The sequence below is a fragment of the Zobellella sp. An-6 genome (assembly GCF_052487945.1).
Genome location: NZ_CP199259.1, coordinates 557,832 through 582,354, shown reverse-complemented (window position 1 = coordinate 582,354; position 24,523 = coordinate 557,832). Strand labels below are relative to the sequence as shown.

General features: G+C 65.1%; 23 protein-coding genes and 1 tRNA gene. 13 read left to right on the top strand and 11 right to left on the bottom strand.

Translation table 11 applies throughout. From position 1 onward, the window contains the following. Positions 1 to 8 precede the first annotated feature (8 nt). A complete protein-coding gene (locus ACT7DK_RS02615; protein WP_445396055.1) occupies positions 9 to 425 on the bottom strand; it encodes a DUF4399 domain-containing protein in 417 nt (138 codons plus the stop codon). 55 nt (positions 426 to 480) lie between these two features. Continuing rightward, a complete protein-coding gene (gene efpL, locus ACT7DK_RS02610) occupies positions 481 to 1,050 on the bottom strand; it encodes an elongation factor P-like protein EfpL (RefSeq protein WP_445396053.1) in 570 nt (189 codons plus the stop codon). 372 nt (positions 1,051 to 1,422) lie between these two features. Between efpL and ACT7DK_RS02605 the strand changes: the two genes are divergently transcribed. Then, positions 1,423 to 3,105 (top strand): methyl-accepting chemotaxis protein, encoded by a 1,683-nt coding sequence (locus ACT7DK_RS02605; RefSeq protein WP_445396051.1) that lies wholly within the window; start codon positions 1,423 to 1,425, stop codon positions 3,103 to 3,105. Positions 3,106 to 3,150: 45 nt separating this feature from the next. On the opposite strand, the gene ACT7DK_RS02600 is transcribed toward ACT7DK_RS02605, so the two are convergent. Continuing rightward, positions 3,151 to 4,284, bottom strand: coding sequence for an aminotransferase class V-fold PLP-dependent enzyme (locus ACT7DK_RS02600; protein ID WP_445396049.1), 1,134 nt, complete (start codon positions 4,282 to 4,284; stop codon positions 3,151 to 3,153). 210 nt (positions 4,285 to 4,494) lie between these two features. Here ACT7DK_RS02600 and ACT7DK_RS02595 point away from each other — a divergent pair, with 210 nt between their 5' ends. After that, a complete protein-coding gene (locus tag ACT7DK_RS02595) occupies positions 4,495 to 4,710 on the top strand; it encodes an RNA-binding S4 domain-containing protein (protein ID WP_445396047.1) in 216 nt (71 codons plus the stop codon). A gap of 39 nt (positions 4,711 to 4,749) precedes the next feature. Here the strand turns inward: ACT7DK_RS02595 and ACT7DK_RS02590 are convergent. Together ACT7DK_RS02590 and ACT7DK_RS02585 are read right to left on the bottom strand one after the other, a co-directional pair. Beyond that, a tRNA-Pro gene (locus ACT7DK_RS02590) sits at positions 4,750 to 4,826 on the bottom strand. A 62-nt stretch (positions 4,827 to 4,888) separates the two neighbouring features. Further along, entirely contained in the window at positions 4,889 to 5,578 is a 690-nt protein-coding gene (locus ACT7DK_RS02585) for an MOSC domain-containing protein (RefSeq protein ID WP_445396045.1), read from the bottom strand. A 124-nt stretch (positions 5,579 to 5,702) separates the two neighbouring features. Here ACT7DK_RS02585 and ACT7DK_RS02580 point away from each other — a divergent pair, with 124 nt between their 5' ends. The 6 genes from ACT7DK_RS02580 to ACT7DK_RS02555 all read left to right on the top strand — a co-directional run bounded on the left by ACT7DK_RS02580 (position 5,703) and on the right by ACT7DK_RS02555 (position 10,198). Continuing rightward, a complete protein-coding gene (locus tag ACT7DK_RS02580; protein WP_445396043.1) occupies positions 5,703 to 6,560 on the top strand; it encodes a hypothetical protein in 858 nt (285 codons plus the stop codon). Between the two features lie 61 nt (positions 6,561 to 6,621). Continuing rightward, on the top strand, positions 6,622 to 7,611 hold the full coding sequence (locus ACT7DK_RS02575; RefSeq protein ID WP_445396041.1) for a 2-hydroxyacid dehydrogenase: 990 nt from the start codon (positions 6,622 to 6,624) through the stop codon (positions 7,609 to 7,611). 10 nt (positions 7,612 to 7,621) lie between these two features. Then, positions 7,622 to 8,035 carry an META domain-containing protein gene (locus ACT7DK_RS02570; RefSeq protein ID WP_445396039.1) on the top strand — a complete coding sequence of 138 codons (414 nt, stop codon included), beginning with the start codon at positions 7,622 to 7,624 and terminating at the stop codon, positions 8,033 to 8,035. A 4-nt stretch (positions 8,036 to 8,039) separates the two neighbouring features. After that, positions 8,040 to 8,471 (top strand): thioredoxin TrxC, encoded by a 432-nt coding sequence (gene trxC / locus ACT7DK_RS02565; protein ID WP_445396037.1) that lies wholly within the window; start codon positions 8,040 to 8,042, stop codon positions 8,469 to 8,471. Positions 8,472 to 8,623: 152 nt separating this feature from the next. After that, positions 8,624 to 9,622 carry a glutathione S-transferase family protein gene (locus ACT7DK_RS02560; protein ID WP_445396035.1) on the top strand — a complete coding sequence of 333 codons (999 nt, stop codon included), beginning with the start codon at positions 8,624 to 8,626 and terminating at the stop codon, positions 9,620 to 9,622. Between the two features lie 159 nt (positions 9,623 to 9,781). After that, positions 9,782 to 10,198, top strand: a complete 417-nt coding sequence (locus tag ACT7DK_RS02555; RefSeq protein WP_106731026.1) for a CoA-binding protein — start codon at positions 9,782 to 9,784, stop codon at positions 10,196 to 10,198. A gap of 35 nt (positions 10,199 to 10,233) precedes the next feature. On the opposite strand, the gene ACT7DK_RS02550 is transcribed toward ACT7DK_RS02555, so the two are convergent. Beyond that, a complete protein-coding gene (locus ACT7DK_RS02550; RefSeq protein WP_445396032.1) occupies positions 10,234 to 12,201 on the bottom strand; it encodes a Na+/H+ antiporter NhaC family protein in 1,968 nt (655 codons plus the stop codon). Positions 12,202 to 12,699: 498 nt separating this feature from the next. After that, the gene (locus ACT7DK_RS02545; RefSeq protein WP_445396030.1) at positions 12,700 to 14,073 is read right to left on the bottom strand and encodes a glutamine synthetase family protein; all 1,374 of its coding nucleotides are present in this window, start codon (positions 14,071 to 14,073) and stop codon (positions 12,700 to 12,702) included. A gap of 275 nt (positions 14,074 to 14,348) precedes the next feature. Between ACT7DK_RS02545 and ACT7DK_RS02540 the strand changes: the two genes are divergently transcribed. The 3 genes from ACT7DK_RS02540 to ACT7DK_RS02530 are packed head-to-tail and all read left to right on the top strand — an operon-like array spanning position 14,349 to position 18,016. Then, positions 14,349 to 15,098, top strand: coding sequence for a gamma-glutamyl-gamma-aminobutyrate hydrolase family protein (locus tag ACT7DK_RS02540; RefSeq protein WP_445396028.1), 750 nt, complete (start codon positions 14,349 to 14,351; stop codon positions 15,096 to 15,098). Between the two features lie 44 nt (positions 15,099 to 15,142). Beyond that, a complete protein-coding gene (locus ACT7DK_RS02535; protein ID WP_445396026.1) occupies positions 15,143 to 16,504 on the top strand; it encodes an aspartate aminotransferase family protein in 1,362 nt (453 codons plus the stop codon). 9 nt (positions 16,505 to 16,513) lie between these two features. Then, positions 16,514 to 18,016 carry an aldehyde dehydrogenase gene (locus ACT7DK_RS02530; RefSeq protein WP_445396024.1) on the top strand — a complete coding sequence of 501 codons (1,503 nt, stop codon included), beginning with the start codon at positions 16,514 to 16,516 and terminating at the stop codon, positions 18,014 to 18,016. Between the two features lie 284 nt (positions 18,017 to 18,300). Here the strand turns inward: ACT7DK_RS02530 and ACT7DK_RS02525 are convergent, their stop codons facing one another. Beyond that, positions 18,301 to 19,701 carry an aminotransferase-like domain-containing protein gene (locus ACT7DK_RS02525; RefSeq protein ID WP_445396022.1) on the bottom strand — a complete coding sequence of 467 codons (1,401 nt, stop codon included), beginning with the start codon at positions 19,699 to 19,701 and terminating at the stop codon, positions 18,301 to 18,303. Between ACT7DK_RS02525 and ACT7DK_RS02520 the strand changes: the two genes are divergently transcribed. Next, complete coding sequence (locus ACT7DK_RS02520; protein WP_445396020.1) at positions 19,637 to 20,686, top strand: EamA family transporter; 1,050 nt, start codon at positions 19,637 to 19,639, stop codon at positions 20,684 to 20,686. The two genes, ACT7DK_RS02525 and ACT7DK_RS02520, sit on opposite strands and share 65 nt — an antisense overlap. A 177-nt stretch (positions 20,687 to 20,863) precedes the next feature. Here ACT7DK_RS02520 and ACT7DK_RS02515 read toward each other — a convergent pair whose 3' ends face one another. Both ACT7DK_RS02515 and ACT7DK_RS02510 read right to left on the bottom strand, forming a co-directional pair. Then, a complete protein-coding gene (locus ACT7DK_RS02515; RefSeq protein ID WP_445396018.1) occupies positions 20,864 to 21,442 on the bottom strand; it encodes a cupin domain-containing protein in 579 nt (192 codons plus the stop codon). A gap of 120 nt (positions 21,443 to 21,562) precedes the next feature. Continuing rightward, on the bottom strand, positions 21,563 to 23,398 hold the full coding sequence (locus ACT7DK_RS02510) for a sensor domain-containing phosphodiesterase (protein WP_445396015.1): 1,836 nt from the start codon (positions 23,396 to 23,398) through the stop codon (positions 21,563 to 21,565). A gap of 204 nt (positions 23,399 to 23,602) precedes the next feature. Here ACT7DK_RS02510 and ACT7DK_RS02505 point away from each other — a divergent pair, with 204 nt between their 5' ends. Next, positions 23,603 to 24,178 (top strand): LOG family protein, encoded by a 576-nt coding sequence (locus ACT7DK_RS02505; protein WP_445396013.1) that lies wholly within the window; start codon positions 23,603 to 23,605, stop codon positions 24,176 to 24,178. Between the two features lie 19 nt (positions 24,179 to 24,197). Here the strand turns inward: ACT7DK_RS02505 and ACT7DK_RS02500 are convergent, their stop codons facing one another. Continuing rightward, on the bottom strand, positions 24,198 to 24,443 hold the full coding sequence (locus ACT7DK_RS02500; RefSeq protein ID WP_445396011.1) for a DUF2960 domain-containing protein: 246 nt from the start codon (positions 24,441 to 24,443) through the stop codon (positions 24,198 to 24,200). Positions 24,444 to 24,523 lie beyond the last annotated feature (80 nt).

Genomic DNA, 24,523 nt, shown 5'->3' with positions numbered 1-24,523 from the left:
GGCCGGCCCTATTCTTCCACCCGGATATGGATGGGCTCGGATATCACCGGCGGCTGATGGGGGGCATGCAAATGATCCCCCAGCACCAGCTGCAACCGGTAATCCCCGGGCGGCAGGCTGAGCCGGGTCTCGGTCTGGCCGCCGCCGAAGTGCCGCACCTGATCGCTGGCCGGCAGCGGCGCGGCCAGATCCGGCATGGGATCGGCGTTGATCAGCAGATGGTGGTGGCCGGTGTTGGCCATCTCCACCCCGGCCGGGGCCACCCCCATGCCTTCCAGCCCGAAGCGGACCGTGAATTCCGCTCCCAGCACCTCGCCGTCGGCCGGCGTAATAAAATAGACCCGGGCGCCTTCCGGCGCCGGGGTGGCGCTGACGCTGACGGCGGCCAGCACGGTTGCCGCTGCCAGTATGCTTGCTGTTTTCATCCCTCGTCTCCCTGCTGGTGAACTCAGCTGCAAGCATAGCACTCGGACGGTGTCCTCAGTCGGCCCGGCTCATGTAACGCCGCTCTGTGGTATGGATGCGCACCTTGTCGCCTATCTTCAGGTATTCCGGCACCTGTATGGTGAGGCCGGTGGCGAAGCTGGCCGGTTTGGTGCGGGCCGAGGCCGAGGCGCCCTTGATTTCGGGCGTGGTGTCCACGATTTCCATCTCCACCACCTGGGGCGGCTCCAGGCCGATCACCTGGCCGTCCACCAGCATCACCTGGATGCCCTGGGTGCTTTCGTCGAGGAACTGCAACTCCTCGGCGATATCGGCGGAGCGGATCGGGTACTGGCTGTAATCCTCGGTGTCCATGAAGATATGGTCGTCGCCGTCCACGTAGGACAGCACCACGGTGCGCCGCTGCAGCTCCACTGTGGTGAGCAGATCATCACCCTTGAAGCGCTCCTCCACCTTGAGGCCGCTCTTGAGATCGGTAAAGCGCATCTTGTACAGGGTGGTGGCACCCCGGGCGCTCGGGCTCTGCACCTCGATGTCTCGCACCATCAGCAGCTTGCCGTCCAGCTCGACCACCATTCCCTTTTTGACTTCATTTGCCCTTGGCATGGGTATTCTCCGAAAAATCAGACGGCGCATCTTAGCCAAGGCCGACGAAGCGCGCCATCCCCCCAAGCCGGGATTTGAGAGCCCGGCGACAGAAGCGGGCGGCCCGGCGCCCTTGCCATGATAAGCGTCAATAAAACCACTACTTTGGCAATACCTCTTTAGCGATAAGGCTGATAGCATGGGACTCGTTGTTAACCTAAGCGTTTCAACCGACACCAAAACTCATTACAAACAACACAAGCACGGGACGCTTCCGTCCGCCATGGGCTCCGCCGCAAGGCTCCGGTGCCGGGGTGGCATCGTCCATGGTCAAAGCCCTGTCCGGATCCAACGCCTCGGATGGACGGGGCTGCCGCTATCGGGAGGACAGACATGCAATTTTTCAATCATCTCCGGCTACGTTACAAACTGCTGGCCATGGTGGCCAGCCTCTTTATCGGCATACTGCTGGTGCAGGCCTCGGCCATGACCGGCCTGCGCCAGGAACTGCTGGATGCCCGCAAGGAAAAGGTGCGGGAGCAGGTGGAAACCGCCGTTTCACTGATCAATCACTACTATGAACGCCGCCAGGAGCTGGGCGAGGCGGAAAGCCGTCGCCGGGCCAAAGAGGCGGTGGGCAGCCTGCGCTATGGCGGCGAAGGCTACATGTGGATCAACGATATGCAGCAGCGCCTGGTGCTGCACCCGATGAAGCCCGGGGAAGAAGGCCGGGACATGACCCAGGTGACCGACGCCGACGGCCAGTATCACTGGCAGGCCATGGTACGTCGGGTGCGCGAGCAACAGGCGGGCTTCGTGGAATACAGCTACATCGGTCCCCAGTTCGACCGCCCCCAGCAGAAGGTATCCTATGTGCAGGGCTTCGCCCCCTGGGGCTGGGTGGTCGGCAGCGGCGTCTACCTGAGCGACATCAATGCCCTGTTCTGGCAACAGGCCGGCAAATCCCTGCTGCTGATGGTGCTGGTGATGGTGCTGGCCCTGGCGATCAGTCTTGTCATCAGCCGTTCGCTCACCTTTTCGGTGGAGCGGGTGCTGGAGGTGGTGCGGCAGTTCGGTGCCGGCAACCTGGCGGTGCGTACCGGCGCCACCCGCCGGGACGAGATTGGTCAGCTGTCCCGCGGGGTCGACGCCATGGGCGAGCAGCTCTGCCGGTTGCTGGCGCAAGTACGCAGCGCCGCCCATACCCTGGATGGCGAGGCCCAGGGCCTGAGCGTAAAAAGCCAGCAGACCCGGGCCGGCATGGAGGCCCAGTTTGCAGAGGTGGATCAAGTGGCCACCGCCATGGACGAGATGAACGCCACCGTGCATGAGGTGGCCCGTTACGCCAACGACGCCTCCGGTGCCGCCGACCACGCCAACAGCCAGGCCCGCATGGGCCACGACGATGTGGCGCGCAGTATCGACGCCATGGGCCAGTTGGCGGCCTCCGTCGACCAGGCCCACACCGCCATGCGCGAGCTGGAGACCCAGCAAATCGGCTCGGTGGTGGAGGTGATCCGCACCATCTCCGAGCAGACCAACCTGCTCGCCCTCAACGCCGCCATCGAAGCGGCCCGGGCCGGGGAGTCGGGGCGGGGCTTCGCGGTGGTGGCCGACGAGGTGCGTTCCCTGGCCCAGCGCACCCAGGAATCGACCGGCGAAATCCAGCAGATGATCCAGCAGTTACAGAGCCATGCCGGCTCCGTGGTAGACCACATGAACCACAGTCAGGAGCAGGCCTCCCTCAGCATGGAGGTGGTGCGGGCCGCCGGCCAGGATCTGGAGCAGATTCTGCAGGAGGTACAGCGGATCAACGACATGAATGCCCAGATCGCCACCGCTTCCGAGGAGCAGTCCGCCGTGGCCGAGGAGATCAACAAGAACCTGCTGCACATCAACGAAGGAGCCCTCGAGGCGCTGCAGGTGGCCGAACTGATTTCTGTGACCAGCCAGACGGTGTATTCCGCCTCACAGGAATTGAGTCAGCAGATCGCCCACTTCACCCTGAGCGGGGAAGCGGCCAAAGAGCCCAGTCCGGAGTACGCCCCCACCGCCTCGACGGCCCAGGCCGCCTGAACCCAACAAGCCGCCCACGGGCGGCTTTATTGTCGGCGGAGGCCATCAGCCTCGCAGTACCTGGTCCAGGGCCCGCTCGAGGGTAGCGACGGTGCGGTCCACATCCTGCAGCTTGTCCAGCCCGAACAGGCCGAGGCGGAAGGTCTGGAAATCCGCCGGCTCGTCGCACTGCAGCGGTACCCCGGCGGCGATCTGCAGGCCCTCGGCGGCGAACTTGCTGCCGTTCTTGATGGCCGCATCCGTGGTGTAGCACACCACCACGCCAGGGGCGGCGAAGCCGTCGGCGGCCACGCTTTTTATTCCCCGGGCCGCCAGCATGCTGCGTACCCGTTCACCCAGTTGCTGCTGGCGTTCCTTGAGCAGGCCGAAGCCCAGCGCCTCGGTTTCCCTGATGGTGTCCCGGAAACGGGTCAGGGCGTCGGTGGGCATGGTGGCATGGTAGGCATGGCCGCCCTGCTCGTAGGCCTCCATGATCTGCAGCCATTTCTTCAGGTCGCAGGCAAAGCTGGTGCTTTGAGTATGTTCGATGCGTTCCCGGGCAAGCTTGCTCAGCATCACCAGGCCGCAACAGGGGGAACTGCTCCAGCCTTTCTGGGGCGCGCTCAGGAGCACGTCCACCCCGCAGGCCTCCATGTCCACCCAGAGGGTGCCGGAGGCGATGCAGTCGAGCACGAAGAGGCCGCCTGCCTCGTGTACCGCCTCGGCCACCGCCTTGAGATAGTGGTCCGGCAGCAGCATGCCGGCGGCGGTTTCCACATGGGCGGCGAACACCAGATCCGGCTTGTCCGCCCGGATGGCGGCCACCACCTCCTCAATGGGCGCCGGGCCGAAGGCCGCCTGGGAACCCGGTGCCACCGGCCGGGCCTTGAGCACCCTTTCCGCCGCAGGAATGGCGCCGGCCTCGAAGATCTGGCTCCAGCGGTAGCTGAACCAGCCGTTGCGGATCACCAGGCAGCGCTTGCCGGTGGCGAACTGGCGGGCCACCGCCTCCATGCCGAAGGTGCCGCTGCCCGGCACCACCACCACCGCTTCGGCCCGGTACAGCCCCTTGAGGCCGGCGGAAATGTCCCGCATCACCTGCTGGAAGCGTTGCGACATATGGTTGAGGGAACGGTCGGTGTACACCACCGAATACTCCAGCAGGCCATCGGGGTCGACATGGGGCAATAATCCGGACATAGGCACCTCTTGGTCAGAGAATAGAGACGACAACGGCGCAGAGGACGGCGGCCGAACGCCACCGTCCAAGCATGAGTCCTTAATACTGCCCAATCTGTTTACAAATAACAAAGAGCAGGTACACAAAAATCCGTTGCTCCGCCCATTGCCAGTCCGGCCGCCGGCGGTGCTACCATGGATGCCCTGTTCTCAACGAGGTAAAGCCGAGCAATGACCGAACAATTCAGCCTGGAAGGCCATCCCTTCATTCCCCTGCACAACCTGCTCAAGGTGTTGGGCTGGTGCGATACCGGCGCCATGGCCAAAATGGTGATCGACGACGGCCTGGTGCGGGTGAACGGCGAGGTGGAAGTACGCAAGCGCTGCAAGATAACGGCCGGCCAGACCGTCGGCTTCAACGGCCAGGAAGTGGTGGTGACGGAATAGCAAAAAAGCCCCGCATTTCTGCGGGGCTTTTTCGGAATCTGGTCGGCATGAGAGGATTCGAACCTCCGACCCCTTCGTCCCGAACGAAGTGCGCTACCAGGCTGCGCTACATGCCGTCAACGGGGCGTGAATGTACATAAACGGCGAAATCCTTGCAAGCTCTTTTTATGCAAAAACCTTATTTTGGCCCCAACAATCGCCCGGTCCAGTCATCCACCCGCCCCGCGGCCAGGTAATCTGCCGCTTTTTTACGCCAACTGATTGATAAACAATCTAATCCCGCCAACTCCCGCAAACCGCTCTCGTCGAAGGCATGATTGAACACTATGTCGCCGGCACGCTTCACCGGCATCTGCGGACAGGGGCGCTCCACCAGGGTCAATTCCGACTCGGGCGTCACCTCTCCTTCCTCCAGTACCCGCAGCAGCCAGCCGGCCCGGCCGTTGGCCTGCACCAGCACCGAGAAGAAGTCGTAACCGAAGCGGGCGTTGAGCTTGTAGCAGGGGGAGCGGGGCTGGCTGATCTGCACCAGGGCTCGCCCCAACCGGTAGCGGTCGCCGATACAGGCCTCCTGCTCCAGCAATCCGGTGCCGGAGAGGTTTTCGCCGAAGGCACCCGGCCCCAGCAACGGCAGGGCTCCGCTCAGGCCCATGCCGTTGAACCAGCTGTGCCAGAAGGCATAGTGCTCCCGGGGATAGTAGTGCAGCGCCCGCTCCGGCCCGCCGTGATAGCGGGTGGACACCTGGACGTCGTCGCTCAGGCCGGTGAAACCGCAGTACTGGGGGCGCGCGACCGGCTGCTTGTCGATGGCGCTTTCGATCCGCGGGTTCAGCATTTTCGGCCGGCCGGCCAGAATAGTCACTTGCATCAAAGCCTCCCTGGCGTTGAAAAAGGCATTGCCGGTAAGACAAACCCCGCCAATCAGGGTAAATTGAGTCTATAACAAGGTGTAATGCCGCCTCCCCGTCGTGCTTATCAAGGAACCGGGCGTTATGTACAAACTGCTGTTCTTGCTGCTGGCCCTGACCGGCCTGCCCTCTCAGGCTAAACTGGTGGTCAACATTCCGCAAGCGGACCCGGCACCGCCCCACCATGACTACTACCGCCAGGTGCTGGAACTGGCCCTGGAGAAGAGCGGCGAGCCCTTTACCCTCAATCCGGTGCCCCTGAACGAATCCCAGTTCCGCATCGCCCAGATGCTGTTCCGGGGCACCCCGGTCAACCTGGCCTGGATGGGCACCTCCTCCGAATACGAGCAGAAGCTGCTGCCGGTGCGGGTGCCGCTGATGCGCGGCCTGTCCGGCTTGCGGGTGCTGATCATCAACCGCTCGCGCCAGCAGGAATTCAGCCAGGTGCAGAGCCTGGCAGATCTGGCCGCCTTCACCGGGGTGCAGGGCATCGGCTGGAGCGACATCGAGGTGCTGAAGGGCGCCGGGCTGAACATCAGTGCCGCCCGCCGGAGCACCATACTCGACATGCTCAACCGCAACCAGCATGTGGATTACTATCCGCGCAGCCCGGTGGAGGCCTTCGGCGAGCTGGCAGCCCAGGGAGAGCAGTATCCGCAGTTGATGGTCGAACCCCGATTGCTGTTGCATTACCCCTTCGCCGTCTATTTCTTCGTCAGCCCCGAGGCGCCCGGGTTGGCCGAGGCGCTCACGCGGGGGTTGGAGCGGGCCTATGCGGACGGCAGCTTTATGACCCTGTTCGAGCAGCACCCGCTGATCCGAGCCAGCCTGCGGCAACTGCAGCCTGAACATCGCCTGCGCCTGGAGCTGGTCAATCCGGATCTGACCGAAACGACCCGCAGGCTGCCGGCCCATTACTGGCACGCCGCCGCCCAGCCTTGAAAAAACGGCGGCGACCACACAGTATCCTTATATCGACCCTGCAGCACGGAGTCCCCATCCGGTGAACATCGCCTTTTTCAGCAGCCAGCCTTATATGCAGCGGCCCTTCGCCGAGCAGAATGCCGATTACGGCTTCGACATCACCTGGTTCGAGGCCCGACTCGAACCCCATACCGCCGCCCTCGGCAAAGGCTTTGACGCGGTCTGCGTATTCGTCAACGACAAGCTCGACGCCGGGGTGATCCAGGTGCTGGCCGCCGGCGGGGTGCGCTACATCGCCCTGCGCTGTGCCGGTTACAACAACGTGGATCTGGACGCGGCCCGGGCGGCGGGCATGACGGTGGTGCGGGTACCCGCCTATTCGCCGGAGGCGGTGGCCGAACATACCGTCGGGCTGATGCTCAGCCTCAACCGCCATATCCACAAGGCCTACCAGCGCACCCGGGACGCCAATTTCTCCCTCAACGGCCTGGTCGGCTTCAACATGCACGGCAAGACCGCCGGCATCATCGGCACCGGCAAGATAGGCGTCGCGACCCTGCGCATCCTCAAAGGCCTGGGCATGGAGCTGCTGGCGCACGATCCGGTCGAGAGCCCGGACGCCCTGGCCCTGGGCGCCCGTTACGTGCCCCTGGCGCAGTTGTTCGCCGAGTCCGACGTCATCAGCCTGCACTGTCCCCTGCTCGAGGAAAACTACCACCTGCTCAACCGGGACAGCTTCGCCCAAATGAAGGATGGCGTCATGATCATCAACACCAGCCGGGGCGGCCTGCTCGACGCCGAACACGCCATCGAGGCCATCAACGGCGGCAAGATAGGCAGCCTGGGACTGGACGTGTACGAGGAGGAGGAAAACCTGTTCTTCACCGACAAGTCCAGCGAAATCATTCGCGACGACACCTTCCACCTGCTCTCCGCCTACCCCAACGTGATCATGACCGGACACCAGGCCTTTCTCACCCGGGAGGCCCTGGCCGCCATCGCCCATACCACCCTCGACAACCTGCAACGGCTTGCCCGCGGGAAACCCTGTGATAATAAAATCAACTAAGGAGCACAGCATGAAACTCGTCCTTGCCGCCACCACCACCCTGCTGCTCGCCGCCTGTGCCGGCGGCGGCCTGGCCACCACCGAATCCGAACTGCAGCACCACCGCTGGACCCTGGCCAGCGTCAACGGCGAGCCGGTCGATGCCGTCATCGGCTCCGAGCTGGCCATCGGCGAACACATGGCCATCAGCGGCCTGGCCGGCTGCAACCGCTTCTTCGGCAGTGCCAAACTCGAGCAGGGCAGGCTCAGGGCCGATCCCCTGGCCAGCACCAAGATGGCCTGCCTGTCCGATCAGATCCAGCAGGTCGAAACCGCGGTGCTGGCCACCCTCACCCAGGGCGCCGCCGTCCGCCACGACGGCCCGCAACTGACCCTGACCGGCAGCGACTACGTCCTGGGCTATCGCCTGGCCGACGAGGACTGAGGCCATGAGCGAGCACTTCCTGATCTGTCCGTCCTGCGGGGCCAAGAACCGGGTGCCGGCAACCCGGCTGCAACAGGGGCCCCAGTGCGGCAAATGCAAGACCGCCCTGCTGCCCGCCAGCCCGCTTACCCTCGACGGCCCCCGGCTCGAGCGCCTGCTGGCGCACGAGACCCTGCCGCTGGTGGTGGACTTCTGGGCGCCCTGGTGCGGCCCCTGCAAGATGATGGCGCCGGTGTTCGAGGCCGCCGCCGGCGAGCTGCAGGGCAGGCTGCGCCTGGCCAAACTGGACACCGAAGCCCACCCGCAGGCGGCGGCGCGCTTCGGCATCCGCTCCATCCCCACCCTGATCGTCTTCTCCGGCGGCAAGGAGCTGGCACGCCAGTCCGGCGCCCTGCCCGCCGGCCAGCTGCGCCAGTGGTTGAGCCGGTTTTATTGAGCAGGACCGGCGATGGCATCGGGAAGGGAATCCTGTTGCCAGCCCTGCAAAAAACATCAATTTTTTTGAATAAAAGACTCTAATATCCCCGCTGGTCATCCTCGCCCGCTCGGCCACAATAGGGCTGTCACCATTCAACGAGGAGCAGGACCATGGGCAAGCTGGTAGAGGGCGTCTGGCACGACGTCTGGTACGACACCAAGGCCACCGAGGGCCGCTTCGAGCGCAGCCGGAGCCAGTTTCGCCACTGGATCACGCCGACCGGCGAAGCGGGTCCCAGTGGCCAAGGAGGCTTCGAGGCCGAGGCGGGCCGTTATCACCTCTATGTATCCCTGGCCTGTCCCTGGGCCCACCGCACCCTGATCATGCGCAGCCTGAAGGGGCTGGAGGAGATGATTTCCGTGTCCGTGGTGCATCCGGTGATGCTGGAGCACGGCTGGACCTTCGCCACCGACTTCGCGGGCGCCACCGGCGACGACCTCTACGGCCTCGACTACCTGTACCAGCTCTACCTCAAGGCCGACGCCCGTTACTCCGGCCGGGTCACGGTGCCGGTACTGTGGGACAGGCAGCGGCAGACCATCGTCAGCAACGAGTCCGCCGACATCATCCGCATGCTGAACGGCGCCTTCGACGGCATCGGCGCCACACCGGGCGACTACTACCCGCAGGAGCTGCGCAAGGACATCGACGAGCTCAACGCCTGGGTCTACGACCAGGTCAACAACGGCGTCTACCAGGCCGGTTTCGCCACCCGCCAGGCCGCCTACGACGAGGCGGTCGCCACCCTGTTCGAGGGGCTGGAGCGGCTCGAGCAACGGCTGTCCGGCCGGCGCTACCTGCTGGGCGAGCGGCTCACCGAGGCGGATATCCGGCTGTGGACCACCCTGGCGCGCTTCGACGCCGTCTATCACACCCACTTCAAGTGCGACCGGTGCAAGATAGCGGAATACCCGGCGCTCTACGGCTACCTGCGCGACCTCTACCAGACCGCGAACATCGCCGCCACCACGGACCTGCTGCACATCCGCCACCACTACTTCCGCAGCCATCCGACCATCAACCCCCACGGCGTGGTGTCGGTGGGGCCGGTACAGGACTGGACGACGCCCCACGGGCGCGGGCCGGCTGACGGGGCCGGGCAGGCGTAGGCGGCCGTTGCCGGATGGAACATCGCAGGGAAGCCGGCCGGGGACAGATAGCGGCCGGCTCCCGGCCATCCATTCCATTGCCGAAATTGCGCAGGCAGCCATGGATTAGCGGGCGGGCAAGCTGGTATAAAGAGGTTTTTATTCCACTAGGTATGCCCCATGGACGCGCTTGAGCAAGATCGCTTAAAACGTATTCTTTCCAACACCCGCAGCATCGCCCTGGTCGGCGCCTCCAACCGCCCGGATCGCGCCAGCTACCAGGTGATGGAATATCTGCTGCAACACGGCTACCAGGTTTATCCGGTCAACCCGCAGCTGGCCGGCGCCGTCATCCTCGGCCAGACCTGCGTGGCCGGCCTGGAGGATCTGGATCAGCCGGTGCAGCTGGTCAACGTGTTCCGCCGCGGCGAGTTCGCCGCCGACATCGCCCTGGAAGCGATCGAGCACGAAACCCTGTGCCTGTGGCTGCAGGAAGGCATCACCAGCGAGCAGGCCGCCGAGTCCGCCGCCGAGGCCGAACTGGAATACGTGGAAGACCGCTGTATCAAGGTGGTGCACCAGCAGTTACTGGGATAATCTGAGTCAAAAGGGGCCCTCGGCCCCTTTTTCGTTTATCGGGCGTCCGCCTCCGCCCTGGTCGGCACGTCCGCTTCCTGCTCCGGCGCCTCCGCCCGCCGGCCCAGCAGCCGCAGGCCCAGGGCCATCGCTCCGGCACAGGCGGCCAGCCCCAGCCACCAGGGCAGGCCGTAGGCCACCGGCAGTATGCCGAACAGGATGGCGATCACCCCCACGAACAGGGCGTAGGGCAACTGGGTGCGCACATGCTCCACCAGGCCGCAGCCGGAGGCCATGGCCGCCAGCAGGGTGGTCTCGGCCAGGGGCGAGCAGTGATCGCCCCACACCGCGCCGGCCAGCACCGCCGCCACCGCGGCGTAGAACAGGTGCATGGCTTGCGGATCGCCGGCCAGGCCGTGGTGCTGCAGCACCGCCCAGGCCAGGGGCACCACCAGCGGCATCATGATGCCCATCACCCCCCAGGAGGAGCCGGTGGCGAAGGCGGTAAAGGCCGACAGCAGGAAGACGCTCACCGGAATAAGCTCCGGGCTCAGGCTGTCGCTCAGCACGCTCACCAGGTAGTCGCTGGTATTGAGCGCCTCGTTCACCGACGACAGCGCCCAGGCCATCATCAGTATGGTGATGGGCAGCAGCATGGACTTGACCCCCTCGAACCAGTAATGGGCGGTCTCGTCCATGCTGAGCAGGCCCTGCAGCCGGGTCATCACCAGCGCCACCAGGGTGCTGAGCAACGAGCCCCACATCATGGCGGTGAAGGAGTCGCCGTTGCCGAACACGTCGCGCAGGCGGGCCCCGGCGGGAAAGCCCAGCTCGCTCATGCCGGTGTACCAGATGCCGCCCAGGGTGGTCAGCACCAGCACCGTCATCGGGATGATGGCGTTCAATGCCCGGTGGGGAATGCCCGGCTTGGCGTCGATGCTGGCTTCCTCGGCGATGGCCTCCCGGTCGCTGAGGCCTTCATCCTGCCCGCCGCCTTGCCGCACCGCCCGGATTTCCGCCTGCAGCATGGGGCCGAAGTCGCAGCCGCTGAGGCTTATCATAAACACGAACAGCAGCGCCAGTATCGGATAGAAGCTGTAGCTGATGGCAGCCAGGAAGACGCCGTAGGCGGAGCCCTCGAACCCGGCCAGGGGACGCAGCGCCTCGTCGATCAGCCCCACCTGAAAGCCTATCCAGGTGGTCACCAGCAGGATGGCCGACACCGGCGCGGCGGTGGAGTCGACGATATAGGCCAGCTTTTCCCGGGAGATGTGCAGCTTGTCGGTGATGTTGCGCATGGTGTTGCCGACGATCAGGGCGTTGGCGTAGTCGTCGAAGAAGATGGCGGTGCCCAGCAGGCCGGTGGTGGTCTGGGCGCTGCGCCGGCCGCGCACGAAGCGGGTGATGTGGCGGGCGATACCGACGGTGCCGCCGTTGCGGGAGATGATGCCCACCATGCCGCCGATCAGCAGGCAGAACAACACCACCGACATGTGCTCCGAGTCGCTGGCGGCGGTCAGCACATGCACATTGACCGAGTCGAGCACGCTGGCCAGCAGCCGCTCCCCGGCCAGGCCGTAGCCCAGCCAGCCGCCGACGCAGATGGCAACGAACAGCGCCAGTATCACCTGGCGGAACACCAGCGCCAGCAGGATGGCGAGCAGAGCCGGCAGCACCGACAGCCAGGCGGCGATGGCCGGACTTTGAGCCTCGGCCAGCACCCGGCCGGTGGCGTCCACCAGGGTCAGGGCGGCGTGGTCGGCGCCGGTGACCAGGCCCTCCACCAGCGCCTCGCCGCCGTCGAACGCCAGGGCGTGGCGCTGGCCGTCCAGCACCAGCCACAGGGGCTGCGCCGAGGTGCCGCTCACCGTCACCTCGAAGGGGATCCCCTTCAGCACCAGGTCCGGCGGGCTCAGCGCCAGCGCCGGTTCCGTCTCCCCGGCCCTAAGGCCGCCCGGCCACAACAACACCAGGGCCAGCAGAGCGGTCAGCAGCGGCCCGAATGACTTTTGATATCCTTCCATGGTTGTTCCTCGTTTAGAACCAGTTTGAAATCTGTTGCACTCGGCCAAAGGGCACTACTCCTCCGGCACGCCGTGGGACCTGATACTCGCCATTTCGGCCTGCTGCGAACATTCACTGGATGTTCGGTCAGGCCGAAATGGCTCGTTACGGCGAGCAAGCTCGCCCCATGGGGGCTCCGCCGCGCCCTCCCTGGTGCGGAGGGCGCGGCTTCGCTGTCCCCCTTGTCCTCCCTATCGCACCGCAGCTGCCACCATCCTCAGGCGGCGTCAGAGCCTGAAAGAGGCAACAGGGATGGCCTCCGCCGACCGTCACCTGCCAGGGGGCGCGAAGCGCCTTGCACCGCCGCCAGCATCGCGAAGCGATGATACGGCGGTTTCCGCGACATCCGGCAGGTGCGAGCGTACAGGGATGTATTTACAGCGTGTCGGCGGAGGTGGCCCTGTTGACTCTTCGCTGAGTCGTTACCGACGAGCGTCGCAAAGCGCGTACACAGGTGCTTACACCGAACGCAGATACCAGTCGTACTCCTGGGAGCTGACATGGCGCATAAACAGCTGCCGCTCGCCGTAGCGGTTGGCGTGGTAGACCCGGCAGAACTCCGCCCCCAGGTAGGACGGCAGCACCTCGTTGCGCTGCCACTGATCCAGCGCCTGGATCCAGCTGTTGGGCAGGCTGGGCGGATGGCTGGCGTAGGCGTTGCCGGTCACCGGCGCCGGCGGACTCAGCCGCTGGCTGATGCCGAGGTGGATGCCCGCCAGTATGCTGGCCACCAGCAGGTAGGGGTTGGCGTCGGCGCCGGCCACCCGGTGCTCCAGCCGGCGCGCCTCGGCGCTTCCGCCGGGAATGCGCACCGCCACGGTGCGGTTGTCGGCGCCCCAGGTCTGGCTCATGGGTACGTAGAAGCCGGGCTGGAAACGGCGGTAGCTGTTGGCGTTGGGGGCGAATACCACCATCGACTCGGGCATCAGCGCCAGCACCCCCGCCACCGCCTGGCGCAGCAGCGCGCTGCCCAGGCCCTGGTCGTCCTCGCTGGCGAACAGGTTGCGCCCCTGCCGGTCGACAAGGCTCACATGGATATGAGTGCCGCTGCCCGCCTCCTGGTTGTAGGGCTTGGCCATAAAGGTGGCCTCCATGCCGTGGCGGGCCGCCACCCCCTTGATCAAGCGCTTGAGCAGCACCGCCTCGTCGCAGGCCTGCATGGCGTCGGCCCTGTGCTTGAGGTTGATCTCGAACTGGCCCGGGGCGCATTCGGCGATGGCGGTATCCACCGGCAGTTGCTGGGTCAGGGCCGCCTGATGGATGCTTTCGATAAAGTCGCAGTAGTCGTCCAGATCCGACAGGGAATACACCTGGCACTGCTTGTCCCGCTTGCCGGTGACCGGCGACAGGGGCGGCTGCAGCTGGTGCTGGCCGTCCCGCTCCCGGTCCACCACGTAAAACTCGGTTTCCACCGCCACCACCGGCGTCAGCCCCAGCTCGGCGAAACGGTCCAGCACCCGTCGCAGCACATGGCGGGGATCGTAGACGAAGGGACGGCCGTCGTTTTCAAACATGCTCATCAGCACCTGGGCGCAGGGCCTGTCCTGCCAGGGCACCCGGCTCAGGGTGCCCGACACCGGAAAGCACAGCCGATCCCCCTCCCCCTGATCCAGTCCCAGCCCGGTTTCTTCGATGGTATTGCCGTTGATGTCCAGCGCGAACAGGGACGCCGGCAGGCAGACCCCCTCTTCGTAGGCCTTGAGCAGGCTGTCCCGTGGGATGCGTTTGCCGCGCACCACCCCGTTGATGTCGCCGATCATCAGGTCGATGGAATTGATATCCGGGTTCTGCTCCAGAAACGCCCGGGCCTCTTGCATGCCCCTGTCACCCATAGTGAACTCCATGTTGCTTTTTAATAACCACACCAAAAGATAACTCGTTATAAAATAATGAACACAACAGAGCAAGAAGGCCGCCAATACAAAGGTTAACATTTTGTAAAAAATAGTTAAGCACATCACAAATTACGCAGAAAAAACGCTTACTTTACGCTTTAAGATCTGGATCAAATGATGGAGTCATGCTCTTATTTCACTCATTAAAGATATCGCGACCCGTTGAATATATAAACCAACATGTTTTATCAGGTGAAAGAATGGAAACAAAAATGAACAAGCCTGTGGTGGGCGTCAGCGCCTGCCAACGCCAGATTGAGGGACATGGCTGCCATATGGTGGTCAACAAATACGTCGAGGCCCTGCACCGCTCGGCCGGGGTGGAGGTGGTACTGCTGCCGGCCCTGGACGAGGGCCTGGATCCGGCCATCCTGGCCCGGCTCGACGGCCTCTGCCTCACCGGCAGCTACAGCAATGTGGAGCCCCGCCATTTCGGCCAGGCCCCCTGGCCCGGCGACTGCCGCTACGATCCGGCCCGGGACGGCTCGGCCCTGTCGCTCGTCCGCGCCGCCCGCCGCCTGCAACTGCCCCTGCTCGGCATCTGCCGGGGGCTGCAGGAAATGAACGTGGCCTACGGCGGCAGCCTGCGCCAGCCGCTGCAGGAACTGCCCGGCCTGCTCGATCACCGGGAGCCGGCGGCCGACCACATGGACGAGCACTACCAGCCCGCCCACGGTATCCGCCTCAATCCGGACGGCCTGCTCGCCCGGCTCGGCGGCGCGCCGGAATTCGAGGTCAATTCCCTGCACCAGCAGGGCATCGACCGGCTGGGCGAGGGCCTGATCGCCGAGGCCCTGGCCCCGGACGGCCTGATCGAGGCCATCAGCGATCCGGCCCATCCCTTCGCCCTGGGCGTGCAGTGGCACCCGGAATGGCGCAGCGACGAGCATCCGCTCTACCGGGCCATCTTTACCGCCTTCGGCGCTGCCTGCGCCCGATACCGGGAAGCCGTCAAGGCCTGACAGAGCGCTCACCCGATAAACACATGAACGATAAGGACACCATCATGCATCAGTACAATACTCAAGATCTGCGCGAACAGGACGGCCGCCACCACCTGCACCCCTTCACCGACACCAAGGCGCTGGGCAGCGGCAGCCGCATCATCACCGGCGCCGACGGCATCTACATCCACGACTCCGAAGGCAACCGCATCCTCGACGCCATGGCCGGCCTCTGGTGCGTCAACCTGGGCTACGGCCGCCGCGAGCTGGTGGAGGCCGCCGCCGCCCAGATGACCGAGCTGCCCTACTACAACAACTTCTTCAAGACCGCCCACCCGCCGGCGATCAAACTTGCCAAAAAACTGACCGAGCTGGCGCCCGAACACATCAACCACGTGTTCTTCACCGGCTCCGGCTCCGAGTCCAACGACACCGTGGTGCGCATGGTGCGCCGCTACTGGCAACTCAAGGGCCAGCCGCAAAAAACCGTGATCATCGGCCGGCGCAACGGCTACCACGGCTCCACCCTGGCCGGCGCCAGCCTGGGCGGCATGGCGCCCATGCACGAGCAGGGCGGCCCCATGCTGCCGGACGTGGCGCACATCGCCCAGCCCTACTGGTTCGGCGAGGGCCGGGAAATGAGCCCGCAGGCATTCGGCCTGCTGGCGGCTCAGTCTCTTGAGCAGAAGATCAAGGAATTGGGGGTGGAGCGGGTGGCCGCCTTTATCGCCGAGCCGGTGCAGGGCGCGGGCGGCGTCATCATCCCCCCCGACAGCTACTGGCCCGAGATCCAGCGCATCTGCGACCACTACGGCATCCTGCTGGTGGCCGACGAGGTGATCTGCGGCTTCGGCCGGCTGGGCCAGTGGTTCGGCAGCCAGCACTTCAACATCAAACCCGATCTCATGCCCATCGCCAAGGGGCTGTCCTCCGGCTACCTGCCCATCGGCGGTGTGCTGGTGGGCGACCGGGTGGCCGAGGTGCTGATCGAGCAGGGCGGCGAGTTCTACCACGGCTTCACCTACTCCGGCCACCCGGCCTGCGCCGCCGTGGCCCTGCGCAACCTGGAGCTGATGGAAGAAGAAGGCATCCTCGAGCGGGTGCGCGAGGTCACCGGCCCCTACTTTGCCAAACAGTGGGCCACCCTGGCCGATCACCCCCTGGTGGGCGAGGTGCGCAGCCTGGGATTGCTCGGCGCCCTGGAGCTGGTGGCCGACAAAACCACCCTGGCCCGCTTCGCGCCGGGCATCGGCGGCCAGTGCCGGGACAACTGCTTCGCGACCGGCATCGTCATGCGCTCGGTGGGCGAGACCATGGTGGCGTCCCCGCCCCTGGTGATCACCGAGACCCAGATAGACGAGCTGGTGTGCCTGGCCCGCCGGAGCCTGGATCTGACCGCCCGCCAGCTGGGCCTGATGGACTGAGGTGATCCCATGAGCGCACACACCTTTGCCGACTGGCGCGCCCTGAGCGAGGGCCTGCAACCCGAGGGCCGGGCCTTTATCCGCGGCCGCTACTGCGAGGCGGCAAGCGGCGACCGCTTCGCCACCCTCAATCCGGCCAACGGCCTGCCCCTGGCCCTGGTGGCCAGCTGCGACGAGCAGGACGCGGAGCTGGCGGTGGGCCACGCCCGCGCCGCCTTCCGCCGGGGCGACTGGTCCGCCCTGGCCCCGGCCGGGCGCAAGGCCGTGCTGCTGCGGCTGGCCGGGCTGGTGGAGCGGCACGCCGAGGAGCTGGCCCTGCTCGACAGCCTGGATATGGGCAAGCCCATCTCGAACAGCCTTAACGTGGATCTGCCCGCCGCCGTGCTCTGCCTGCGCTGGAACGCCGAGGCCATCGACAAGGTCTACGGCGAGGTGGCCCCCACCGGCCCCGACAGCCTGGGGCTGGTCACCCGGGAGCCGCTCGGGGTGGTGGCGGCCCTGGTGCCCTGGAACTTTCCGCTGATGATGGCCTGCTGGAAAATCGCCCCGGCGCTGGCCGCCGGCAACGCGGTGATCCTCAAGCCCTCGGAGAAGTCGCCGCTCAGCGCCATCCGGCTGGCGGCCCTGGCCCGGGAAGCGGGCCTGCCCGACGGCATCCTGCAGGTGCTGCCGGGCTACGGCCACACCCTGGGCAAGGCCCTGGCCCTGCACCCGGAGGTGGACGCCCTGGCCTTTACCGGCTCCACCCGGGTGGGCAAGCTGCTCACCCGGTATGCGGGCGAGTCCAACCTCAAGCGCACCTTTATGGAATGCGGCGGCAAGAGCGCCAATATCGTCTTCGCCGACGCCGGCGATCTGGATCGGGTGGCGCGGGAGGCGGCCCAGGCCATCTTCTACAACCAGGGCGAGGTGTGTATCGCCGGCTCCCGGCTGCTGGTGGAAAACACCGTCAAGGAGGAGCTGGTCGAACGCATCCTGCACCACGCCCGGGCCTGGCAACCGGGCCACCCGCTGGATCCCCAAAGCCCCATGGGCGCCATCGTGGATGCCGCCCAGCTCGACGGCATCTGCGGCCATGTGCACAAGGCCCTGGCCCAGGGTGCCCGGCTGCGCCTGGGCGGCGAGCCGGTGCTTGCCGACGGCGGCGGCTGTTATTTTCCGCCCACGGTGTTCGACCAGGTGCACAACGGCATGGCCCTGGCCCGGGAGGAAGTGTTCGGTCCGGTGCTGGCGGTGATCGGCTTCGACGGCGCGGACGAGGCGGTGGCCATCGCCAACGACTCCCCCTACGGCCTGGCGGCGGCGGTGTGGACCCAGAACCTGGACCGGGCGCTGACCACGGCACGGCGGCTGGAGTCGGGCCAGGTGTTCGTCAACAACTACGCCGGCGGCGACATGACGGTGCCCTTCGGCGGGGTCAAGCAGTCGGGCAACGGCCGGGACAAGTCGCTGCATTCCCTGGCGGAATACAGCCAGCTGAAGACCACCTGGATAGCCCTGCACGGGCAATGAGGTTTCCCTTACCAAAACGGAGGGCTCCATCATGGAGCCCTCCGCTTGATGAAACAGTCCAACCCCTGTTTTTTCTCCAGGTATTTCCCTTTGTCGCAGCCGTTTAACCATGGTCATCTCCGCGAAGGCGGAGATCCATGACATAGAGCACTGGACTCCCGCCTTCGCGGGAGTGACCACAGAGTAATACGAAGGTTTGTCAGCAGTCTGTGGGCCCCGTCATGGAGCCCTGAGTATGATGGCCGGGTTGCCTGCCATGCCCGAGGAGGCCGACCAAAGACACTTCATGCAGGTCCGGCCATCTTGCCGATTAACCCGCAGAGCGCCTGCAGCTCCCGTTGCACCGGCTCCTCGAAGGGAAAGCCGATATTGATGCGCAGGCAGTCCCGATAGCGGTCGGAGGCGGTGAACAGCGTGCCGGTGCGGATATCCAGCTCCGCCCGTTCCGCCGCCCGGCCGAGGGCGTCGCCGTCCAGCCCCGGCACCTGGATCCACAGCACCAGGCCGCCATCGGGCTGGCTGATGCGGCACCCTTCGGGCAGGTGGCGGACCAGGTAGTCGAGATACAGCGGCTTGTGCCGGGCCAGCCGGTCACGAGTACGCCTGAGATGGCGGGCGTAGGCGCCGCTGTCGATAAAATCGGCCAGCGCCAGCTGCATCAGGGTCGGCACCCCCAGCGCCCGCTGCACATAGGGCCGGAAATAGCGGCCCGGCCGGCACCAGCCCAGGCGATAGCTGGGCGACAATGTCTTGGACAGGGAGCCGCACCAGATCACGAAGCCGCCCTCGTCATGGTAGGCGGCCGGCAGCGGCACATGCGGGTGGTGCGCCAGCTCGAGGTAGACATCGTCCTCGATCACCGGCACCCGGTAGCGGTTGGCCAGCTGCGCCAGCCGCCGCTTCTGCGCCACCGACATGGTGATGCCCTGGGGATTCATGTGGGTGGTACAGAACAGCCCCGCCTGCACGGTGCCGAGCCGCAGGTGGTGTTCCAGCTGCGCCAGGTCGATGCCGTCTTCCAGCGACGGAATTTCCACGATGCGCAATGACAGCTGCGCCAGCACCTCCAGCAGGCCGTTGTAACAGGGCGAGCTGATGGCGACGGCGTCGCCGGGCCGGGTACAGACCTCGAGCGCGGTCTTCACCGCGTCCATGCAGCCGTGGCCGATCACCAGCTCGTCCGCATCCATCGCGAAGCCGCACTGGCCGAAGTGGCCGGCCAGGGCCTCGCGCAGCGCCGCCTCCCCCTGCGGCGCCGGATAGCGATCGAGGCGTTCGCCGGCCGCCCGCATGGCCCGGCGGAAGCTGCGCTCCAAGGCGGCCCGGCTGGCCTCTTCCAAGGACAGGCGCGAGGTGCCCAGGGGGCCGCTCAGGGTGGCGGGGTGGCGATAGGGTACCACGGGGGTGGCGAGCCGGCTTTCGAACGACGTCCATTCGGGCCCTTGGGTGGCGGGGCGGCGCGGCGCGACGAAGAAACCCGCCTTGGGCCTTGCCTCCAGCCAGCCGAGGGACTCCAGCTCGGCGTAACAACTGACGGCGGTAGACAGGCTGACCCCCTGCTGCCGGGCGAACTGCCGCAGCGACAGCAGGCGATCGCCGGCAGCGAGCCTGCCCGCCCGGATGTCGCCGATGAATTTCTCCGCCAGCTCCCGGTATTTCGCCATGCCCACCTCATCTGTACCCATTAAATTTCCAAAAATTGTATCTGTACCGATTTCTGCCCGCAAGCGACACTGGCTCCGTCACATATCAACAGGGGGAACGGGAGCTATGCAGGGTCGGGATTTATTGCTTATCGTATCGGTGATGGCGATTTGGGGATTCAACTTTTCGATGATCAAGCTCGGGGTCACCGGGATGGATCCGCTGTTGATCGCGGCGGCGCGCTTCGCCTGCGCCACCTTTCCCATCATTTTCTTTATTCGCCGGCCCAAGGTGCCCTGGCGCTACCTGATGGGCTACGGCCTGCTGTTCGGCACCGGCATCTGGGGCATGGCCTCGTGCGCCATCACCTTCGGCCTGTCGTCGGGCATGGCGTCGGTGCTGCTGCAGCTCGACGTGCTGACCACTGTGCTGGTGGGGGTGCTGCTCTACAAGGAGATCATCTCCCCGCGCATGTGGTTCGGCATGGGGATGGCGCTGGTGGGCCTGGTGGTGTCCATCCTCTACACCAACGGCAACGTGACCCCGGCGGGGGTGGCCTTTATCCTGATCTCCGCGATTTGCTGGCCGCTGGCCGGGGTCATGGTGCGCCAGTCGGGCACCCGCTCGCCCTTCGCCTTCAACATCTGGGGCATGCTGTTCGCGCCGCTGCCGCTGATCGGCCTGAGTGTGCTGTTCAACGGGGTGGAGGTGCTTGAGATCACCTACCGGCAGTGGAACGCCGAGGCCTGGATCTCGGTGCTGTTCCAGGCCTACCCCACCACCCTGTTCGGCTACTGGGTGTGGAACAAGATGCTGCTCAAATATCCGATGAGCCAGATGGCGCCGCTTACCCTGCTGGTGTCGGTATTCGCGCTGGCCGGCGGCTACCTCATCTACGGCGAGCGGCTGTCCGCCGCCCAGTGGGTGTCGTGCAGCGCCTTCCTGCTGGGCGTCGGCCTGGTGCTCTACCGGGGGCCCTTGCCCGGCGCGGCCAGGGCGGTGAAGGAGCAGAAAGCGGTGTCTTAGAGCCTGTTCAACGTCTCGCGAGCTAGAGCCATGCAAGGCAAAAACAGGCGAGGAAGCGGAGTTTACGAGCTGTAAATGAGCATTCCGAGCCTGTTTTTAACGCAGCAGGGCCGACGCGCAGCAGACTTTGAACAGGTTCTTAAGGTTGAGGGCGCCCGGGCGGCGCCCTCTTGGCAGTCAGAAATGCTTGGCCGGGGTGGAGCAGCTGACGATCCGGCAGGGCTGGTCGCTGATATTGCGGAAACGGTGGGGCTGGGTGGTGGAGAAATAGTAGCTGTCCCCTTCCTTCAGCAGCCGGCACTGGGCGCCGACGATCAGCTCCACTTCGCCCTCGATCACCACCCCGGCTTCCTCACCCCGGTAGGCCATCATGTCGTGGCCGGTATCCACCCCGGGCGGATAGGTTTCGATGATAAAGGACATGGCCCTGTTCTTGCGATTGTAGCCCACCAGCTTGAGCGACAGACTGCCGGTGCCCACGTCCTGCAGCTCGTCGGCGGTATAGAAGATCTGATCGGTGTTCTGCAAGTCCAGGGTGAAGAACTCGCCCACCGTGATGGGAATGCCGTCGAGGATCTTCTTCAGCGAACTGACCGAGGGGCTGACCTTGCCCTGCTCGATCAGCGACAGGCTGGAGTGGGTCACACCGGTGCGCTTGGCCAGCTCCCGCTGGGAGATATTGCGCAGCAGGCGGACCGCCTTGAGCCGGGTGCCCACATCGTTGGCATCATCTGAACCTTGGTCCGCTGTCGTCATATCACCACGCAAGAAGAGGAAAAATTGTGCGAGCCGGATTCTACAGGAAGCCGGAAGAGGCTGTAAATTGATTCCAACCGGCCATCCCGCGAAACATTTTTCCCGCCACCGTCCCCATTCTCAGGCCGGAACCAGCAGCTCACGCAGTCGTTCGATACTCATCGGCCGGTGGTATTTGAACCCCTGCAGGTAATCGCAGCCCTGCTCCTGCAGCCAGGCTTCCTGCTCCCGGTTCTCCACCCCTTCGGCCACCACCTCCAGCCCCAGCCCCCGGGCCAGGCCGAGGATGGACAGGGTGATGGCGCAGTCGTCCACATCCCGGGGCAGGTCGTTGATGAAGGAGCGATCGATTTTCAGCTTGGTAAAGGGCAGGCTCTTGAGCCGGAACAACGAGGAGTAACCGGTACCGAAGTCGTCGATGGACAGCTTGATACCCATGCGCACCAGCTCTTCCAGGGTCTGGCGCAGGACCTTGGAGTCGCCCTTGATGGCGTCCTCGATCACCTCCAGCTCCAGTTGTTCCCCCATCACCTGGTATCGTTCGAGCATATCCCAGACCCTGTCGGGCAGGGAGGGATCCATGATGGCATCCGCCGACAGGTTGACCGCCACCGGCGGCAACGCCGCCTCAAGCCGACGGGACTCCTGAATGTCCCTGCATACCCGTTCCAGCACCCACTGATCCAGTGCCGCAATGAGGCCCGCCTCGTAGGCCAGGGGCAGGAACTCCGCCGGCGACATAAAGCCCAGACTCTCGTGCCGCCAGCGTACCAGGGCTTCGGCCCCCACCAGGCGCCGGCCGTCGTTGGCCATTATCGGCTGGTAGAGCACGCTCAGGCCGTCGTTGGCGATGGCCTCGGCCAACTGTCCTTCCAGCAGGAAGCGGGCCTTGGCCGAGGCGGAAATATCCTGGTTGAAATACTGGGCCTGGCGCCGGCCACTGGCCTTGGCATGGTACATGGCCGATTCGCTGTGGCGGATCAGGGTGGCGGTATCGTCCCCGTCGTAGGGAAAGAAGGAAATGCCGATGCTGGCGCTGACCTGGATCTTCTGTTCGCCCACCCGGATGGGATGGGCGATGGTGTCCAGGATGGCATCCACCGCCTCGTGCATGGTGCCCACGTCCTTGGGGAAGCGGTACAGCATGGCGAACTCGTCTCCCCCCACCCGCGCCACCAGTTCCTTGCCCGGCAGCAGCATGCCCCGCAGCCGGGCCGCGATCTCGCTCACCACCTCGTTGCCCACGTGCAGCCCCATGCCGTTGTTGATGGCATTGAGCCGGTCGATATCGATCCACAGCAGGGCGAAAGGCTCGGGAAAGACCTTACCGCCCTGCTCGATCAGCCGCTTGATATGGTTGCGCAGGGCACGCTGGTTCAACAGACCGGTGAAGTCGTCATGGTGGGTCACATAATCGAGCTCTTTGCGGCTGTTCAGCCAGGCCTCGTGGGAGTTGATCAGGCTGATGCTGTCGGCGATGGCGGTGACGAAGGCGATGTCGGCCAGGCTCCAGCGACGCCGCTGCCCGGCCGCCAGGGAGATCACGCCACCGAGCCGGCAACCGTCGAAGATGGGCGCATCCAGCAGGGAGGCGACGCCACCGCCGTCCGCCTCACAGTGACTGAAGCTGCGGGTACGCGGATCCGAGGAGACCTCCTCGACGCTGATGATTTCGGCGGCGGACAGGGCGGAAAAATAGTCGCCCAGCTGCTCCCGGCTCAGGTTGCGGGGGCTGCTGTCGAGCCCTCCTCCCCGACGATAGGACAAGACCCGGTTCAGGCTGTTGCCGCTGATACAGGTGGTCCAGACACTGACCTCGTCCACGCCGAGCAACTCGCCGCAGAGGGCGCTCAGGGCTTCCAGTTTGCCACGCTTGTCCCGTCCGCCGAAGTCCCGGCCTTGCTGCAGCCGCATCAAGGCCTGGTGATAGCCGAAAAAGGTCTGAATTTGATCCACAGATAGTCCGTTAGCTGTTTTTATCCCCGCCTATAATGGCAAAGCCATTCGGCACTGTCCACGCGCTTTCCGTCCCGGCAGGAAAAGGGAGCCGCCCCGAGCTGTTTAATAACATCTTGTTTTGTATAATGTTGCGCCCGCGAGGCCAGCCCTTGCCGGCCGGCGGTATAACAACAAGGTTCAAACAACCACGGGAACAACAAGATGCGCCTTTCTTCAGTATGTGTATATTGCGGCTCCAGCCAGGGGAGCAGCCCCCTCTACCGACAGCAGGCCGAAGCCCTGGGTGCCCTGCTGGCCGACCGGGATCTCGCCCTGGTCTACGGCGGCGGCGCCGTCGGCCTGATGGGCACGGTGGCCGATGCCGCCCTGGCGGCCAAGGGGCGGGTGCACGGGGTCATCCCCGAGAGCCTGGTCGACGCCGAGCTGGGTCATCCCGGCCTGACCAGCCTGGAAGTGGTGCCGGACATGCACAGCCGCAAGGCGCGTATGGCCGAGCTGGCGGACGCCTTTGTCGCCCTGCCCGGCGGCTTCGGCACCTTCGAGGAATTGTTCGAGGCCCTGACCTGGGCCCAACTCGGCTTCCACCAGAAACCCGTGGGACTGCTCAATATCGACGGTTTTTACGATCCCCTGCTGACCTTCGTGGATCACGCCATCGCCCAGGGCTTCGTGCACCCGGACTACCGCCGCCTGCTGCTGGTGGCGGACAGCCCCGAGGCGCTGCTGCACGCCCTGGAGCAGGCCCCCCGGGATATCAAGGCCAAATGGGCCAAATAGTGTAGCCCGCGGCTGGCCTTTATTCTTCGCGGAAAATGGTGACCTGGCTGAAGCCGAGCTTGCGGAAGTATTCCTCGCGAAATTCCTTCAGGGTCTTCTTGTCGTTGCGGCTGATATTGGCGAGCTGGGCTTCCATGCGGTGGAATTCGGCCAGGTTGAGTCCTTCGGCCGCGGCGATGGCGTCGTAGAGGCTGTGATGCTTGTCGTTGGCGTAGCCGATTTCTTTCTGTTGCTTGCGGTAGTGGTAGCGGATGCGAAATGCCATGGGTACGGTTCCCGGGGAAAAGGCCATTGTCGCCCCAATGGCGGCCCCGACTCAAGTCCGGCCACGGGACGGATTCCCAT